Here is a 16,127-nt window from a genome sequence, read left to right as displayed (position 1 = left end):
AAAATATGTGTTCTATTTTACTTTTTCTCTTTCTTAAATTTTTTAGATTCTTTCATTAATAAGAAAGGGAGTTTGATAACGCCGTAGATTGAGTTTGTGTTCTTCATTACTACAACACCAAGCTTGTAAGACAAATGCTGCTTTACTCTTTCTGCTTGATCTGCGTCAGCATATTGGCTAATTGGTGGAAGAGATTCTTTTTTACGTTTTTCTAACTCTTGATTAAAAGAAGCATGTTCCTTCTTAAGCCTTATTGGTAGTGTAATACAATCCGCTAATGTATTAGTATTAACTACAACCGCGCCTAGCCTATAGGTTAACTGTCTTTTGATACGATCAGCAGCCCCATACTTGCCTAGTGCAACAGGTTTTTCTGTTGTTAAAGGTAGCACTGAAGTTGAAGGTGTGGCTCTGCCACTGGTAATTTCATCTTCAAGTAACTCTACTTGTATTTGGAGTAATATATTTTCATCTACCAATCTGGTATCAATCAGTTTATTAGCAGTTTTTTTATGGTTTTTTTCTATATTATCGATCTGAGCAGCTTTATTTAGAACATCATTTTTCAACAACTCAATTTCTGTTGACAATAATTCGTTTTTTAAAACAAGATTTTTTTTACTATGCTCGATTTCACAAACTTTATCTTTTAAAGCAGAAAGTTCTTTCTGTTTCTTCTTGAGCTCTTCTACTGCTTCATACTTTAGAGCAACCCATACCTCTTCATCTGCACTATCCCTAAAAACGTCTAAAGGGTTAACAGATAATGCTTTTAATTCCTCATAAACTGAATGTGCTAAATGTTTCTCAGTTACCTTCCTCGCTAGATGATTTGCTATTATTGATTTATTGTTTTCCTGTAAGAGACATACTTTATTATTTTCACCTGAGTTTTCGATACTATCACTACAGTTTTCAACTATATTCTTTAGAAGCGACGAAGTCGAAAGAAAAGGGATTTTCTTTACTGACTCTATCGGTTCATTAAAAAAAACATCGGAATTAACTAGACAACATCTATCCGAATTTTTTGTATAAAAATTAAACAAAGCGCTATAATATGCTGCCCAATTATCAAGTGCTTTGTTTACATTTTGATCATCATCGGAAATTAAAATATCATTTAAGACTGATATAGGGTCACGATAAACAAAAACAAAATATGTGTTTTGATCTACTTTTAACCAAGTGTTTAAAAGCTGGACAGACTCTTCTGACGACCACCCCCATATTTTCTCCTGATTTATATTAGCTAACAGAAAATCAAGCATTAACCCTTGCCATGTGCTACTAATATCGACTTGATCCAATTCAGAATGGCTTTGTGCGTTGACACATGAAATAGCATTAGCTGATTTTAAAAGTGAGCTTTCTAACTCTTCTACCCTCATATTTTCTCTTCTAGATGGAAGAGGCTCCGACATGCCGTTTTTTACAAAAAAATCTTTTATTTCTTTGTATTGAGAAGTTCTATGCCCGATGACAATAATTCTTTTCACCATTTAATCCTTTTAATAAGCAAAATTAATTTTTTCAGACTGAATCCACATCATTGTGGTAAGACTCTATCGCTTCATTAATGTTATCAAACCAAAGTGCTTGCCCGTCCTTGATATAAACGCCTACTTGACATAGCTCTTTGAGAATCCCCTCAGAGTGAGAAACAATAATCAGCGACGATTGCCCAACTTTCGATTTAAATAGGTTTTGCGCTTTTGCTTTAAACGCTCGATCCCCTACCGCCGTAGCTTCATCTGAAATATAAACATCGAAATCAAACGCTAGTGAGAGTCCAAACGAGAGCCTTGAACGCATACCTGATGAATACGTACGTACTGGTTCATTGAACGCTTCACCGATCTCTGCAAAATCTTGCACAAACGCTATTACCCGTTTTACTTCTTCGGGGCCACAGCCTTGTGTTCGCGCTACAAATTTGACGTTTTGGCGGCCTGTCATGTTGTTTTGCATGCCGCCTGCTAGCCCTACTGGCCAAGAGACCCGGCTGTGACGTATTACCTCGCCACGCTCTGGTGTATCCATTCCTGCAATAAGGCGCAGCAGTGTGGATTTACCGGCACCGTTGCGACCAATCAGGCCTACGCTCACCCCGGTAGGTATGGTGAGGTTGATGTCTTTGAGCACCCAGTCGCTACCGTGGTGGTTGTGGTAGCGCTTGTAGAGGTTCTTTATTTCAATCATTTGGTATTTGGTTGCCGATGGTGTTCTGTAGTGGCGCTTCAGCCTTCGATGGCGTGATCGGGGCGGCTAACGCCGCCCTCCGCGGGTGCCTCTTTCGCTCGTTGCTCTCGCTCTTTCGTTACGCCGCGCTACGGGGTTGGTGCCGTCATTCGGGTGTTGCCGCGAAAAGAGGTGGTTGCCGCCATTTGAGGTGTTGCCACGATTGATGGTTATGTGACGAAACGGGGCTGGTGCTACTCACCATTCACTACTTTCACCACCTTTCCTTTACGGGTGTACATCGCTTCCAGCTCACGTTTGAGCGCGCTGCGGGCGGTTTGTTCGCCGTGAACTAAATGGATGGTATGGGGCCAGCGGCGCATGCGTTTGACGAAGTTGAGCAGGTCGTTTTGGTCGGCGTGGGCGGAGTAGCCGCTGATGGAGGTGACGCCTGCTTTGATATCGTATCGCTGGTTGTCGATCTCGACCCAGCCGCCACGCGGGCCGTATTGCTGTATGGCGCGGCCTGGGGTGCCTGCGCCCTGGTAGCCGACGAACAGTACCTGGTGGCGTTCATCGCCTAGCATGGCTTTTAGGTAGTTCATGATACGCCCGCCTGCGCACATGCCGCTGGCGGCGATGACCACCGCTGGGCGGCCTGTGCTGGCCAGGTAGCTGACCGTTCGCTCGTGGGCTTCGTGGCTGTCTACGGTGTAGAGGTTGGCGAAGTTGAGCGGGTGGCGGCCACTGCGCAGGCGGCGTTGAGCTTCGTCGTCCCAGTAGGGTTTCAGCTCGCGGTATACCTGGGTGAAGCGGGCGGCCAGCGGCGAATCGACGATGATCTCCAGCGTTTGCCATAGGCTTTTGGGCAGCCCGCGTTTGGCGTTGCGCTCGGCTTCATGAATGATGCCTTCCAACTCGTAGAGCAACTCTTGGGTTCGGCCAATGCTGAAGGCGGGCACCATGACCGTGCCGCCGTTAGTGAGCGCTTGCTCGATGGCCTGTTTCAGCGTGGCGCGGCGCTGGCGGCGGTCAGGGTGCTGGCGGTCGCCGTAGGTGCTTTCGAGTACCAATTGCTCACAGCCGTAGGGCGATTGGGGCGCGGGCAGTAGCGGTGCGTAGGGAGCACCTAGATCGCCGCTGAAGATGACCCGTTCCTTTTCACCATTAGGGTACTGGTGGGCGACTTCTACGTAGCTGGAACCAAGAATGTGCCCTGCCCGCTTGAGCTTTACCCGTGTGGTGATGCTGCCTGCTTCGGTTTTTTCGACCACGGTATGCCATTTACCGTAGGGCACGCTGACGATTTGACTTTCTAGCTGTTGCTGGAAACGCTCGATGAGCTGGGCGTTGCGGGTGAAGCCGATTTTTAGGGCGTCTTCGATCACCAGGGGCAACAGTTTGGCCGAGGGAATGGAGCAGATGATCGGCCCTTTGAACCCGGCCGCCAGTAGGTAAGGCAAGCGGCCTACGTGATCAATGTGTACGTGGGTGATGACCAGCGCTTTGACGGTGCTGATATCGAATTCGATTTGTAGCTGCTCAAAGGCGTCTTCTGTTGCGTCTTCGCCTTGGAATAGCCCGCAGTCGATGAGCAGTGAGTGTTCGCTATCGAGGGTGAGCTGGTGGCAGCTTCCAGTGACGCCTTTGGCTCCGCCGTGGTGAGTGATGTTGAGCATTGACTTCCTTTTCGTGCTTTTTGAGCGTGCTTTCTTTTAGCAATGAGGCGTTTTGGGGTTCAGTGGCGTGATCGGGGCGGCTGGCGCCGCCCTTCGCGGGTGCCTCTTTCGCTCGTTGCTCTCGCTCTTTCGTTACGCCGCGCTACGGGGTTGGTGCCGCCATTCGAGGTGTTGACGCGGTTGCTCGTTATGGCGCGAAACGAGGATAGTGCCACGCCTCATAACGTTGGCGGTGTTCCCGTAGCGCGGTGTAAGCGGAGCGCACCCGCGAAGCACCCCGTGAGGGGTGCCGGTGAGGCCAATGAGGTTTGCTCAATTACCGTGGCTCGATCAGGGCGGCTGGCGCCGCCAACGCGGGTGCCTCTTTCGCTCGCTGCTCTCGCTCTTTCGTTACGCCGCGCTACGGGGTTGGTGCCGCCATTCGAGGTGTTGACGCGGTTGCTCGTTATGGCGCGAAACGATGATGGTGCCACGCCTCATAACGTTGGCGGTGTTCCCGTAGCGCGGTGTAAGCGGAGCGCACCCGCGAAGCACCCCGTGAGGGGTGCCGGTGAGGCCAATGAGGTTTGCTCAATTACCGTGGCTCGATCAGGGCGGCTGGCGCCGCCAACGCGGGTGCCTCTTTCGCTCGCTGCTCTCGCTCTTTCGTTACGCCGCGCTACGGGGTTGGTGCCGCCATTCGAGGTGTTGACGCGGTTGCTCGTTATGGCGCGAAACGGGGTTGGTGCCACGCCTCATAACGTTGGCGGTGTTCCCGTAGCGCGGTGTAAGCAGAGCGCACCCGCGAAGCACCCCGTTAGGGGTGCTGGTAAGGCCTGCTCGATCACCCTGGCTCGATCGGGGCGGCTAACGCCGCCCTCCGCGGGTGCCTCTTTCGCTCGTTGCTCTCGCTCTTTCGTTATGGCGCGAAACGGGGTGGTGGTTCCATATAGGTAACAGGCATCGGGAAATGATGAGCCGTTAGTCATTACTTAGCTGCCAGCCGCATATGGATAATTTTTTGATAATAAGCGCTTAACTGTCTCTTTTTCTGCCTTAATGCATCGATTTCGGATCTCGTCAGCGGTTCTGAAGCCGACGAGATAACTTGATTCGTTGGCGGTGAGGGCTGAGATGTGTATTCCGAAGATATTTTTGATTTCATCAGAGAAACGCTCCTCCAATAGCTGAGTATGTTTTTTTAAGGCTCGAAACTCCTTCGAACGACCTGCATTTACTAACAGAACCGTCCCAATAACGTATCCACCATTCATTAACAAATAATTAGCCAGCTCAGCTAACGTGCTACCCATACTAGTGACGTCATCTACTAATATATAACGACCACCATGCTGAACAGCTCCCTCGAATGAGGGTCTTGCAATGAGTCTTTCCATAGGGTCAGCCCCGGTATGAAACACTTTTTGCATTTGAACGATATCTGTTTCACTAACACCATCTAGCACCTCTGCGCACATCAGCGAGAGGATCAGAGGTAAAGCATTATCACCTGAAGCCTCTTGAGCGTAGGGCGATACAAAAATACTTCCTTCAGGAAATTCATTTTCAAGAGAGAACAGAAACTCAAGAGCCAAATCACCCACAAGTTGTAAAGCAGCTTCTGCATCTCCTGACTTGGCATCTCTATAGGCAGCATGCTGCTTTATATCTTCATCACTCGTGAAACAATGAAAATGCTTGGTTTCTTTTGGAAATGCATACACTCTATCCATTGCATTGTCTCAAAATGTGCAGCTGATCGATCTCCGTAACATACTTGGCCTGTTGATTAGCCATTATGAACCTTCACTTCTTTCCCTTTCCGAGCGTACATCGCTTCCAGCTCACGTTTGAGTGCGCTGCGCGCGGTTTGTTCGCCGTGAACTAAATGGATGGTATGGGGCCAGCGGCGCATGCGTTTGACGAAGTTGAGCAGGCCTTTTTGGTCGGCGTGGGCGGAGTAGCCGCTGATGCTGGAAACGCCCGCTTTTATATCAAACCGCTCGCCGTCGATGTTTACCCAGCCGCCTTGTGGGCCGTATTGCTGAATATCCCGCCCTGGGGTGCCTGCGCCTTGGTAGCCTACGAATAGTACCTGGTGGCGTTCATCGCCGAGCATGGCTTTGAGGTAGTTCATAATGCGCCCGCCTGCGCACATGCCACTGGCGGCTATCACTACGGCGGGGCGGCCTGTGCTGGCCAGGTAGCTGACCGTTCGCTCGTGGGCTTCGTGGCTGTCTACGGTGTAGAGGTTGGCGAAGTTGAGCGGGTGGCGGCCACTGCGCAGGCGGCGTTGGGCTTCGTCGTCCCAGTAGGGCTTCAGCTCGCGGTATACCTGGGTGAAGCGGGCGGCCAGCGGTGAATCGACAATGATTTCTAGCGCTTGCCACTGGCTTTTGGGGAGGCCGCGTTTGGCGTTGCGCTCGGCTTCGTGAATGATGCCTTCCAGTTCGTAGAGCAGCTCCTGAGTACGGCCAATGCTGAAGGCGGGCACCATGACCGTGCCGCCGTTAGTGAGTGCTTGTTCGATGGCATGTTTTAAAGTGGCGCGGCGCTGGCGGCGGTCGGGGTGGTTTCGGTCGCCGTAGGTGCTTTCGAGTACCAATTGTTCGCAGCCGTAGGGCGATTGGGGCGCGGGCAGTAGCGGTGCGTAGGGAGCGCCTAAATCGCCGCTGAATATCACCCGTTCCTTTTCGCCGTTGGGGTGCTGGTGGGCTACTTCCACGTAGCTGGAGCCCAGTATGTGCCCTGCCCGCTTGAGCTTCACGCGGGTGGTGATGCCGCCTTCTTCGGTTTTTTCTACCACGGTGTGCCATTTGCCGTAGGGCACGCTGACGATTTGGCTTTCTAGCTGTTGCTGGAAACGCTCGATGAGCTGGGCGTTGCGGGTGAAGCCGATTTTTAGAGCGTCTTCAATCACTAGGGGCAGCAGTTTGGCCGAGGGAATGGAGCAGATGATTGGCCCTTTGAACCCCGCCGCCAGCAGGTAGGGCAAGCGGCCTACATGGTCAATGTGTACGTGGGTGATGACCAGCGCTTTGACCGTGCTGATATCGAATTCAATTTGTAGCTGATCGAAGGCGTCTTCTGTTGCGTCTTCGCCTTGGAATAGCCCGCAGTCGATCAGCAGTGAGTTTTCGCTATCGAGGGTGAGCTGGTGGCAGCTTCCGGTGACGCCTGTGGCACCGCCGTGGTGTGTGATGTTGAGCATTGAATTCCTTTTCGTGCTTTCTCTTAGCAGTATGGCATTTTGGCGTTTGGTGGCGTGATCGGGGCGGCTGGCGCCGCCTTCGCGGGTGCCTCTTTCGCTCGCTGCTCTCGCTCTTTCGTTACGCCGCGCTACGGGGTGATAGCACCCTTCACCCTTCACCACTCACTACTCACTTGCTGTGGGAGGCCAATTCATTGGGCGATGGCTTGAGCGAGCTAGGTGCGGTGGGTGCCTCTTTCGCTCGTTGCTCTCGCTCTTTCGTTACGCCGCGTTACGGGGTTGGTGCCGCCATTCGAGGTGTTGACGCGGTTGCTCGTTATGGCGCGAAACGAGGATGGTGCCACGCCTCATAACGTTGGCGGTGTTCCCGTAGCGCGGTGTAAGCGGAGCGCTCCCGCGAAGCACCCCGTGAGGGGTGCTGGTGATGGCGTGAATGTCAGCGGTTACTGAATAGGTTCGATCAGGGCTTCCAATGTGTTGGCACTCAATATGCCTTCCATCCATTTTTCCAGCTGCTCTATGGAAGCCGCCTCAATTTGGGTATCGGCCCATGACGGTAACTCGCCAAACTTCAGCATGAGCAGCTTTCGCAGCATATTTTGTGCTTCATGCTGACGGCCCTGTTGCATGCCCTGTTGCATGCCCTGTTGCATGCCCTGTTGCATGCCCTGTTGCATGCCTTGCTGCATGCCTTGCTGAATACCTTCCGTACGAAGACGCTCTGCTAAACCAGCCATTTTGCTTTCCTCCTGAGGATAGCGCCTTTGGTAGGCTTGTCTTTCATCTGTGCTTAAATCGCTGTAGATATCGACAAAGTCTATGTATTTGAGTTGCTTTTCAATGCTTGGTTCCAGCGAAAACAGACCTTGTATGGCATTGGCGTATACATCGATTTTATCTTTCTCTGCCCATGCCATATTCGGTAAATTCAGGCGCGCCACGATATTTTGGCTACTAAAATACTGATTGGCCGGCAATTTATTTAAATGTGTATGTAAATAGTGAAACTGTAGGTAGCTATGGCGTTCACTTCGAATATGCAGGCTTTCTGCCACTTTTTTATTAGAATTCAAAAAAATCACCACCGGTACCACTCGTTCTGTATCGAATAGCTCACTCAGGTGCAGTGTGTAGTGCGCCAGCCTGTGGATCGAGAAACGGCCGGGATCCGTTTCTTCTTCTAGCGTGAACAGTAGCGCTTCGCGTTGCCCATTTGGCCACTCTACCAGCAACGGTACGTCTAGCTCATGAAATCTGTCACCCAGGCGCTCTTTTAATTGCTCCTGGCGAATAGGAGTGACTTTGACGCTAGGCAGTAAATCTCCAGCCTCTTCTGATGCAAAGAAAGCGAGGGCTTCGCGAGGATAGTCCAAAATCAGGTTTTTGAAATTTTGATCGTGGCTTGTACGGTTCACCATGGCTTTTCCTTGCTGTAGCTCAGTCCTTGCTGGGGCTCAGTCCTTGCTGGGGCTCAGTCGGGGCGGCTAGCGCCGCCCGTCGCGCCGAGCTGCGGGTGCTCGCCCATGCGTATCGTTGGCGATACATCCGTAGCGCGGTGTAAGCGGAGCGCACCCGCGAAGCATCCCGTTAGGGGTGCCGATGAGGCCAGTGAGGTTTGCTCGATCACCGTGGCTCAATCGGGGCGGCTGGCGCCGCCAACGCGGGTGCCTCTTTCGCTCGTGACCTCGCTCTTTCGTTACGCCGCGCTACGGGGTGCTCGCCCATGCGTATCGTTGGTGATTCACCTGTAGCGCGGCGTAAGCGGAGCGCACCCGCGAAGCATCCCGTTAGGGGTGCCGAATATGCCACTGGGGTTTGCTCGATCACCGTGGCTCAATCAGGGCGGCTAGGGCCGCTAATACGGGTGTTGGCGGCTATTTATTGCTACGTGCGTTATGAGGGGCGTGCAGATCTCACTTTAGATCTGTCCCATTTTTTAAGCACTGAATCGACAAACCAAAGTGAATCAATTTTGTTAAATTCGCTTTCGTAGATATCTAAATAACCATCAGGTGTGGCTTCTGCAAAATGCAGATGCATTTCACTGGAATTATCAAAAAAATAAGCTCTTCTACATTTCACAACCATTTCATGCAAAAGTGACAAGCTTGCTTGATAGCGACTTATTATCTTTTCGGCAGGGACATCATGCCCACCACTCGAAACTCTTTGTGCAACACGAGCCTGATTAATCTCAGGGCTTGATGTGCAAATATAATAGAGGTAGGGCTCAAACCCAAAATCTAGTGCTTTTTCAACAAATCTTATGTGACTACTATGACTCATAACAGATTCATAGGTGAGAGATAGCCCAGACTCCAACCAATCCTCTCTCAGGGCTGTGGCAATCGCTTGCGCAGATATCGCAGCAAAATACGTTTCAAACTCTTTAGCAAAAGACTTTACGGACGCCTTGCCCTCAGACATTGCGGTTGAGGTTTTTTCAATAACATCATTTAGCTCAATATGCTTCGCAATATCATCAGGATTTAAATATTGCCCTAATGGTATTTTCTTACTAAGCAAAAATTGAGTCAGGGTTGTTTTACCCGAGCCATTTGGGCCAGCAACAAGCCTTAGCCTTGGCACAAATACTCCCTAAGATTGAACGGCTGGGCTTGTTTTAACTTTTTGAGCTGCTTGACCTGATGATCGGGCGACTCTTCAACCAGATAGCCATCACGTTCATAGACCACAGAAACACCTGCCGCCAAATTTCTTTGGATGGCCGCGCGAGAGGATTCACTCGCAAACTGCATGAGTGAGCGCGTGTCTTGCATTGGATCTTTTCTCTTACCTTTGCGCACCATCGCTAGCTTCTCGTGGTTTGATTTCTGACTCATGATTTCCCCCTTCTCAGTACAGCTTGTGAAACCATAGATTCATTATAGACCGAGTAGTTTCGAATAGAGCAGGCTATTGCAATGATTCATTAAATATCGTGGCTCGATCAGGGCGGCTGACGCCGCCCTTCGCGCCGGGCCGCCGCTGCGGGTGTCTCTTTCGTTCGTTTCTCTCGCTCTTTCGTTACGCCGCGTTACGGGGTGGTGGCTCGCTTGACCATTACGTTGTGCAACGGGGTTGCGCGCTTTCGAGGTTGGCGGTGTTCGTAGCGCGGCGTAAGCGGAGCGCTCCCGCGAAGCACCCCGTGAGGGGTGCCGAATATGCCACTGGGGTTTGCTCGATCACCGTGGCTTGATCGGGGCGGCTGGCGCCGCCAACGCGGGTGCCTCTTTCGCTCGTTTCTCTCGCTCTCTCGTTACGCCGCGCTACGGGGTGCTCGCCCATGCGTATCGTTGGTGATTCACCTGTAGCGCGGTGTAAGCGATTGCGTACCCTCGGGAGCAGCGAGGAGTGGTGATGGGGTTCGTTAAGCGGCTTGGCTTTTTAAGAGTGGCCATGCACCTTGCTTCGAGGCTTCCAGAATGACGATTTCATTGATCGTGCCATCCTCTGCGTAACTAATATGTGTATGCCAATCTTGAGAAACCTCCCTAACGGTAGGCTTTTCTGATAGGTGCAGAACCAGGATATCATCTGCTTCATCGTACGTAGTTCGCATTACTTATCCTCCCACCCAAAGTGATGCATGACTGTCTTTACCACTATTCTATCTTCCAAGACTGCTGCAATCGACAAGAGGTTGGTGCCACGCCTCATAACGTTGGCGGTGTTCCCGTAGCGCGGTGTAAGCGGAGCGCACCCGCGAAGCATCCCGTTAGGGGTGCCGATGAGGCCAGTGAGGTTTGATGCTTCCCGGTAGCCACATCTAGGCGGCTATGCGCCGCCCCCGCGGGTGCCTCATTCGCTCGTTGCTCTCGCTCTTTCGTTACGCCGCGCTACGGGGTGGTTGCCCATGCGTATCGTTGGCGATACATCCGTAGCGCGGTGTAAGCGGAGCGCACCCGCGAAGCATCCCGTTAGGGGTGCCGATGAGGCCACTGGGGTTTGCTCGATCACCGTGGCTCAATCGGGGCGGCTGGCGCCGCCAACGCGGGTGCCTCTTTCGCTCGTGACCTCGCTCTTTCGTTACGCCGCGCTACGGGGTGGTTGCCCATGCGTATCGTTGGCGATACATCCGTAGCGCGGCGTAAGCGGAGCGCACCCGCGAAGCACCCCGTGAGGGGTGCCGAATATGCCACTGGGGTTTGCTCGATCACCGTGGCTCAATCGGGGCGGCTGGCGCCGCCAACGCGGGTGCCTCTTTCGCTCGTGACCTCGCTCTTTCGTTACGCCGCGCTACGGGGTGGCGGCTCCCTTCACCACTCACTACTCACCACTCACCACTCACCACTCACCATTCACTACTCACCACTCACTACTCACCACTCACCAACAACCCTAATCCCGGTGGTCTTTGACGATCATGATCATCATGCTGAGGATGAAGGCGAGGAAGATGGTGATGATGGCGAATACCGTGCTGTTGTAGAGGCGGTTGGGCTCTGTGGGGTATTCCGGCATCAGCGGGCTTTGTAGCACGCTGACCTGCTTGAGCTGGCGGGCGGCTTCTAAGCGGGTGTTTTCAAGTGCGGCCAGTGCGCTGGAGTAAGTTTCCTGGGCGAACTGGGCTCGTAGCTCTAAGGTTTCGTACTCGGCGGATACCCGGTTGAGCGAATTACCGGTGGCTTGGGCTAGGCGGTCGCGCTGCTCTACGATTTGGTCACGCAGGGCTGCAATGCTGCGCTCTACTTGGCGTAGCTCGGCCGATTGCGAGCTTTGGAAGCTGGCCAGGGCGTTGCGTTGGGCTTGCAGGCGGGCTAGGTCACCTTCTAGCGTTGCCACCACTTGGTTAATGCTTTCTACCGTGGCGGTGGGCGATACCAAGCCGTATTCGTTTTGGAATTCGAGCAGTTGGGCGCGGGTCTCTTCAAAGCGCTCTTCCAGGCGCACCATTTGCCGTTCCAGGAAAAGCACCTGCTCATCGGCTAGGCGGTGGCCCATTTCGTTCATGTGGTTTTCGCCCGCTTCTAGCAGTAGCGATGCCATATCGTGGGCGAACTCCGGCGTGTAGCCTTGCACACGAATGTTCAACACACCGGCGTATTCGTCTAGCTCTACTTCTACCCGGCGTAGGTAGTATTCATGTAGGTCTTCGATGGGTACGTTAGGGTCGCGCAGCTTGGCGAAGAAATCACCGTGTTCGCTGTAGTGCTGGCGGATGCCTAGCTGCTCATCCAGCAGGCGCAGCATGTCCACCGAGAGTAAGTGTTCACGTAGCAGAAGCAGGTCTGAGGTGTTGCCTGCACCACTGCCCATTAACGAAGAAAAGCTGAGTTCCGGCGTGGCGACCTGGGGGCTTTCCAGTACAACCGTGGCGCGGGAAACATAGCGATCCTCGGCCCATATAAACCAGTAAAAACTTACCAGCACAATAGCGATAAAGGCCAACGCCCAATGCGGCGACTGCTTTATAAAACGGGTAAACGATACGTGCATGGATTATTTAGCCTTTAACCGGTCAACAAAACGTAGATGCATTAGTAGCCCCAGGGCGTTTAACGAAAGCGTGACAAGCCAGAAGTAAACCATGCTTGTACCGTGTATCACTTTGTAATTTTCAAAAAAACCAAGACGCAGAACCTCTAAACCATGTGGTATCGGATTAAGCATCAAATATTCCAACAACCAATGAGGCATTTGATTAATAGGAAAAATTACACCTGAAATAATTAACAATGGAAGCGACACCATTGCAATCACCTTGCCTACCTCAGGTATTAAAGTAGCGCTAACAGAAGATAACAAGCCTAGCCCCAATCCAAGAAACCACAGTGACAGCCACCCTCCCATTGCACGCACTGCATTATCTGGATATAAATCCACTTCTAACATAAGGCCGCCTAGTATAAACAATAAAAAAACAAACGTTCTTAGCACACCTTCTAGAAAATTACGTACGAGGACTGGGTCCACCGGCTGGACTTGTCTATAGGCAAAAAGCGAACTATTGCCTTGTATAGCTCCCATCCCTCGAAGCATTCCATCACGCACTAAAAAAAAGCCTAACATCCCAGTAATCATCCAAGGGATAAAAGGGGCGTTTGCTATAAGCTGATCACCACTTACAAAACTTCGAATCAACGCCATTATTGCTATCAGCGCTACTGGTTCAAAAACCATCCAGAACCAGCCCATACGGTCGGCCATGGTGCGGGAAATGGCTTCCCGCATGAACATGGCGTACCACACGCTGCGGGTGACTTGCCAAGGGGTGCGCGCCCCTTTTGGGGCGCTATGTGAGTTATTCATGAAGCCGTTTCTTTTGAAAAGAGCGTGATGAAATATGTTGTGTGGCGTTATCGCGTTTAGTGGCGGCATTGGGGCGGCTGGCGCCGCCTCCGCGGGTGCCTCTTTCGTTCGTTGCTCTCGCTCAGTCGTTACGCCGCGCTACGAGATACCACCTTCACTACTCACCACTCACTATTTACCAACCACCAATCACTATTTACCAACCACCCATCACAGATCCACTGCAACGCGGGTGGCTACAGCCACTTGGTAGAGGATTTGCGTGAGCGTAGCGGCTAGCTGCAGGTTGTGCGTGGGCGCTTCGGGCATCACGAGGATTTCATCACCTGGGCGCAGCGGAGTGTTGCGGGCGTTTTCCACCGCGCCGTTTTGGCGAACCAGCAGGATGTGGTCGTCGTCGGCGCGTTGGGTAAAGCCGCCAGCGCTTTCGATGTAGTCGATCACGCTCATGCCGGGGCGGTATACCGCCGCTTGCGGCACCAGTACTTCACCGCTGATCAGAATGGAGTCGCTGATTTCCGGAATGGTGATCACATCGCCATCTTGCAGGCGGATATCCGCAATGCGGTCGTTGTAGGCCACTACCAAGCGGCCGCTGGGCTCTAGCTCGCGGGCGCGCTGCACGAAGTTTTGAATCAGCTCGGCTTCTTGGGCACGAATTTGCGCTTCTTCGTTGGTGCTGGACTGGGCACTGAGATAGGTGGTTTCCAGGCGACGCAGGCTGTCTTCCATGGATTGCTGTTGCTGCTGCTTCACGCTTTCACGCTGTAGTGAAATGCTTTCCACGGCGGTCATGTTTTCCGGCACGGGAATGGCATCCAGCAGTTCGCTTAAGCGGGCATCGCGGGGTAACGCAAAACGCGAGGGGCCGTAGTAGCTGCCCTCTACTTCGACCACGATAGTTTCACTGCGCTGGTCGGCGCTAAACGCCACTTCATCGCCGCTACGAATGGTTTGAGTATAGAACTCGTTCAGCGGGAAGTACTGGGCCATGGGGCCATCGGAACGGTCGCCGCGCAGCAGCACATGGGATACGCCGCTTCTGAGGCGGGCAAGCTCTACCAGTTCCGCACCGCTTAGCTGGTTGCCGATAAGCTCGTAGCGGTGTTCACGGTGGACATCGCCCACCACGGCAATGGCCGGGCCGCGCTCTTCCACTACGATGGTGTCGCCATCCTGAAACTGCGGGCGCGCGATGCTGCCGTTGATCAGGAAGTCGTAGAGATCCACCGTGGCGACGGTTTGGTCGTTGCGAATCACGCGGATTTGGCGATAGCTGCCCAGGTCTTGATCAATACCGCCTGCTTGGTCCAGGAAGTAGAGCACGGAGTCGTTGGGAGTTCCTGCAAAGCGGCCGGGGTTTTCCACGTAACCAGTGACGAACACGGCCACGGGCTGCACGCCCTGTACGTTGGTGTATACCTGTACGTTTTCGGGGTAGACCGAGGTAATCGCACCCCGCACGCGGCTATCCACCTGCTGGCTGTTTTGGCCTTCTACATTGAGCGGGCCAGAGCCGGGAATAAAGATGTTGCCTTGGGCATCCACCGGCAGCACGCGGTCAAACTCGAACGCGCCCCAGGCACGCACGGTGATTTGGTCGCCGGGTTTGACTTGGTAATCGGCATTTAGGCCGTCTCCCATCGCCCCACGAAAGCCACCGGTAAAGAGGTTGGCCCCAAAGGGGGGAAGCGCATCGGGGTTTTGCTGAGGCTGGTTCGCCACCGGGCCATAGGTGCCGCTACGCCAGTCGGCGCGGGGAGTGTCGTTCACCGGAGGCTCTACCCGCTGCTGGCTGGCCTGGTCTTCCGGGAGAATGGTATTGGGTAGGCTTATGCTCTGCGCCCAGCTAACGCTGCTAGCGGCAGTGCCCAACAGGGCCAGTGATAACACCGCTACCGGGCGCGTGAGAGAAAGCCGTTTCATTACGCGTTGCAAGCTCATTAATAGCGCCCTTGTGTGGTTCCTGGGGAATGCGTCGTTGGCGAGAGCGACATCGCGCCCTGCTGGCTTTCTGGCAGCAGCATGCGCTGATTTACCCAACCATTGGGGGTCGCACAGGTCAGCGCGGTACGGGCAGCACCGCTACCCTGCTCGATAACCCGCAGTTTGCGGCACTCGCGACCACTGGCGGCCAAATAGGGCGCATCGGCCACGATCTCGACGTTATCGCCCCAGGGGCTTTGTACTAGGTTGAGCACGGCTCCGGCTGGTGCTTGTGCGAGAAAGCCGTTGAGGTTTTCATCTTGCAGCGGCTTGGCGGTGTCGTTACCAAGCACGTACTGCACCTGCTGCTGGTTGCCGCTCGGGTAGGTAGCGCAGCCGCTAACAACGGCAACGCTCAAGGCGGCCAACAGCATGCGAGCTGGCCGCGCTATGAAAATGAGGGAGTTTGACATGATGATTTCCAATAAAAAGGCACGCTACCGCCCAGGGATTGTAACGGGCGCATTCCCTTGCCCTATGCTGTGCGGATGAAATGTAATTAACCTGCGCCATTAAAAAGCACCCTGCATTGTAAGGGATTAACCGCTGGGGCTCTACGTTGACAAGGCTTGTACATTCAATTAACTCTATTTAGCATGCCGTGCATTAGGCGGCGTACAATAAAAAAATCGGCTCGCGTCCAAAATCCATGAACGTGACGGGGAGCAGCACCCCAACCTCACGTCAGCGAGATGAATTTTCTAGTTTTTAAGATCGAGTAGACATCATGGATTGACCTGCCCCTCCTCAACGTCGTGGATTACGTTGAGGTAGGGACCAAAATGCAGAGCCACTATTGAGGGAGGCAGGTCATGAAACAGTCTAACGCAACTCAGCAA

The 16,127-nt window shown here is 53.0% G+C and carries 13 protein-coding genes; all 13 read right to left on the bottom strand.

Translation table 11 applies throughout. The features are described from left to right. Positions 1-17 precede the first annotated feature (17 nt). Positions 18-1,499, bottom strand: coding sequence for a hypothetical protein (locus L1249_RS15120; RefSeq protein WP_235253695.1), 1,482 nt, complete (start codon positions 1,497-1,499; stop codon positions 18-20). Positions 1,500-1,533: 34 nt separating this feature from the next. After that, on the bottom strand, positions 1,534-2,202 hold the full coding sequence (locus L1249_RS15115) for an ABC transporter ATP-binding protein (protein WP_235253694.1): 669 nt from the start codon (positions 2,200-2,202) through the stop codon (positions 1,534-1,536). A gap of 233 nt (positions 2,203-2,435) precedes the next feature. Beyond that, a complete protein-coding gene (locus L1249_RS15110) occupies positions 2,436-3,860 on the bottom strand; it encodes an MBL fold metallo-hydrolase RNA specificity domain-containing protein (protein WP_235253693.1) in 1,425 nt (474 codons plus the stop codon). A 971-nt stretch (positions 3,861-4,831) separates the two neighbouring features. Beyond that, positions 4,832-5,572, bottom strand: coding sequence for a phosphoribosyltransferase (locus tag L1249_RS15105; RefSeq protein WP_081136789.1), 741 nt, complete (start codon positions 5,570-5,572; stop codon positions 4,832-4,834). A 56-nt stretch (positions 5,573-5,628) separates the two neighbouring features. Next, a complete protein-coding gene (locus L1249_RS15100) occupies positions 5,629-7,050 on the bottom strand; it encodes an MBL fold metallo-hydrolase RNA specificity domain-containing protein (RefSeq protein WP_235253692.1) in 1,422 nt (473 codons plus the stop codon). Between the two features lie 443 nt (positions 7,051-7,493). Beyond that, positions 7,494-8,468, bottom strand: coding sequence for a DUF4351 domain-containing protein (locus L1249_RS15095; protein WP_235253691.1), 975 nt, complete (start codon positions 8,466-8,468; stop codon positions 7,494-7,496). A 475-nt stretch (positions 8,469-8,943) separates the two neighbouring features. Next, the gene (locus tag L1249_RS15090) at positions 8,944-9,639 is read right to left on the bottom strand and encodes a zeta toxin family protein (protein ID WP_235253690.1); all 696 of its coding nucleotides are present in this window, start codon (positions 9,637-9,639) and stop codon (positions 8,944-8,946) included. After that, entirely contained in the window at positions 9,627-9,893 is a 267-nt protein-coding gene (locus tag L1249_RS15085) for a hypothetical protein (RefSeq protein WP_016913346.1), read from the bottom strand. The genes L1249_RS15090 and L1249_RS15085 overlap by 13 nt, the downstream gene beginning before the upstream one ends. 527 nt (positions 9,894-10,420) lie before the next feature. Further along, positions 10,421-10,612: a DUF2283 domain-containing protein gene (locus tag L1249_RS15080; RefSeq protein WP_016913348.1), complete on the bottom strand. Its 192-nt coding sequence runs from the start codon at positions 10,610-10,612 to the stop codon at positions 10,421-10,423. A 779-nt stretch (positions 10,613-11,391) separates the two neighbouring features. Further along, on the bottom strand, positions 11,392-12,489 hold the full coding sequence (locus tag L1249_RS15075; protein ID WP_235253689.1) for a chain-length determining protein: 1,098 nt from the start codon (positions 12,487-12,489) through the stop codon (positions 11,392-11,394). Positions 12,490-12,492: 3 nt separating this feature from the next. Next, positions 12,493-13,302, bottom strand: a complete 810-nt coding sequence (locus tag L1249_RS15070) for an ABC transporter permease (RefSeq protein ID WP_235253688.1) — start codon at positions 13,300-13,302, stop codon at positions 12,493-12,495. A 210-nt stretch (positions 13,303-13,512) separates the two neighbouring features. After that, positions 13,513-15,246 (bottom strand): polysaccharide biosynthesis/export family protein, encoded by a 1,734-nt coding sequence (locus tag L1249_RS15065; protein WP_235253687.1) that lies wholly within the window; start codon positions 15,244-15,246, stop codon positions 13,513-13,515. Next, complete coding sequence (locus L1249_RS15060; RefSeq protein ID WP_044630585.1) at positions 15,246-15,701, bottom strand: DVU3141 family protein; 456 nt, start codon at positions 15,699-15,701, stop codon at positions 15,246-15,248. Before L1249_RS15060 ends, L1249_RS15065 begins: the two co-directional genes overlap by 1 nt. Between the last annotated feature and the right edge of the window lie 426 nt (positions 15,702-16,127).

The organism is Halomonas sp. Cn5-12, from assembly GCF_021532545.1.
GTDB classification, from domain to species: Bacteria; Pseudomonadota; Gammaproteobacteria; order Pseudomonadales; family Halomonadaceae; genus Vreelandella; species Vreelandella aquamarina.
This window is presented reverse-complemented; position numbering and strand designations above follow the sequence as displayed.

Coding starts and splice junctions, on each gene's coding strand:
- L1249_RS15115 (WP_235253694.1), bottom strand. CDS start 2,202: ATGATTGAAATAAAGAACCTCTACAAGCGCTACCACAACCACCACGGT.
- L1249_RS15110 (WP_235253693.1), bottom strand. CDS start 3,860: ATGCTCAACATCACTCACCACGGCGGAGCCAAAGGCGTCACTGGAAGC.
- L1249_RS15105 (WP_081136789.1), bottom strand. CDS start 5,572: ATGGATAGAGTGTATGCATTTCCAAAAGAAACCAAGCATTTTCATTGT.
- L1249_RS15100 (WP_235253692.1), bottom strand. CDS start 7,050: ATGCTCAACATCACACACCACGGCGGTGCCACAGGCGTCACCGGAAGC.
- L1249_RS15095 (WP_235253691.1), bottom strand. CDS start 8,468: ATGGTGAACCGTACAAGCCACGATCAAAATTTCAAAAACCTGATTTTG.
- L1249_RS15085 (WP_016913346.1), bottom strand. CDS start 9,893: ATGAGTCAGAAATCAAACCACGAGAAGCTAGCGATGGTGCGCAAAGGT.
- L1249_RS15080 (WP_016913348.1), bottom strand. CDS start 10,612: ATGCGAACTACGTACGATGAAGCAGATGATATCCTGGTTCTGCACCTA.
- L1249_RS15075 (WP_235253689.1), bottom strand. CDS start 12,489: ATGCACGTATCGTTTACCCGTTTTATAAAGCAGTCGCCGCATTGGGCG.
- L1249_RS15070 (WP_235253688.1), bottom strand. CDS start 13,302: ATGAATAACTCACATAGCGCCCCAAAAGGGGCGCGCACCCCTTGGCAA.
- L1249_RS15065 (WP_235253687.1), bottom strand. CDS start 15,246: ATGAGCTTGCAACGCGTAATGAAACGGCTTTCTCTCACGCGCCCGGTA.
- L1249_RS15060 (WP_044630585.1), bottom strand. CDS start 15,701: ATGTCAAACTCCCTCATTTTCATAGCGCGGCCAGCTCGCATGCTGTTG.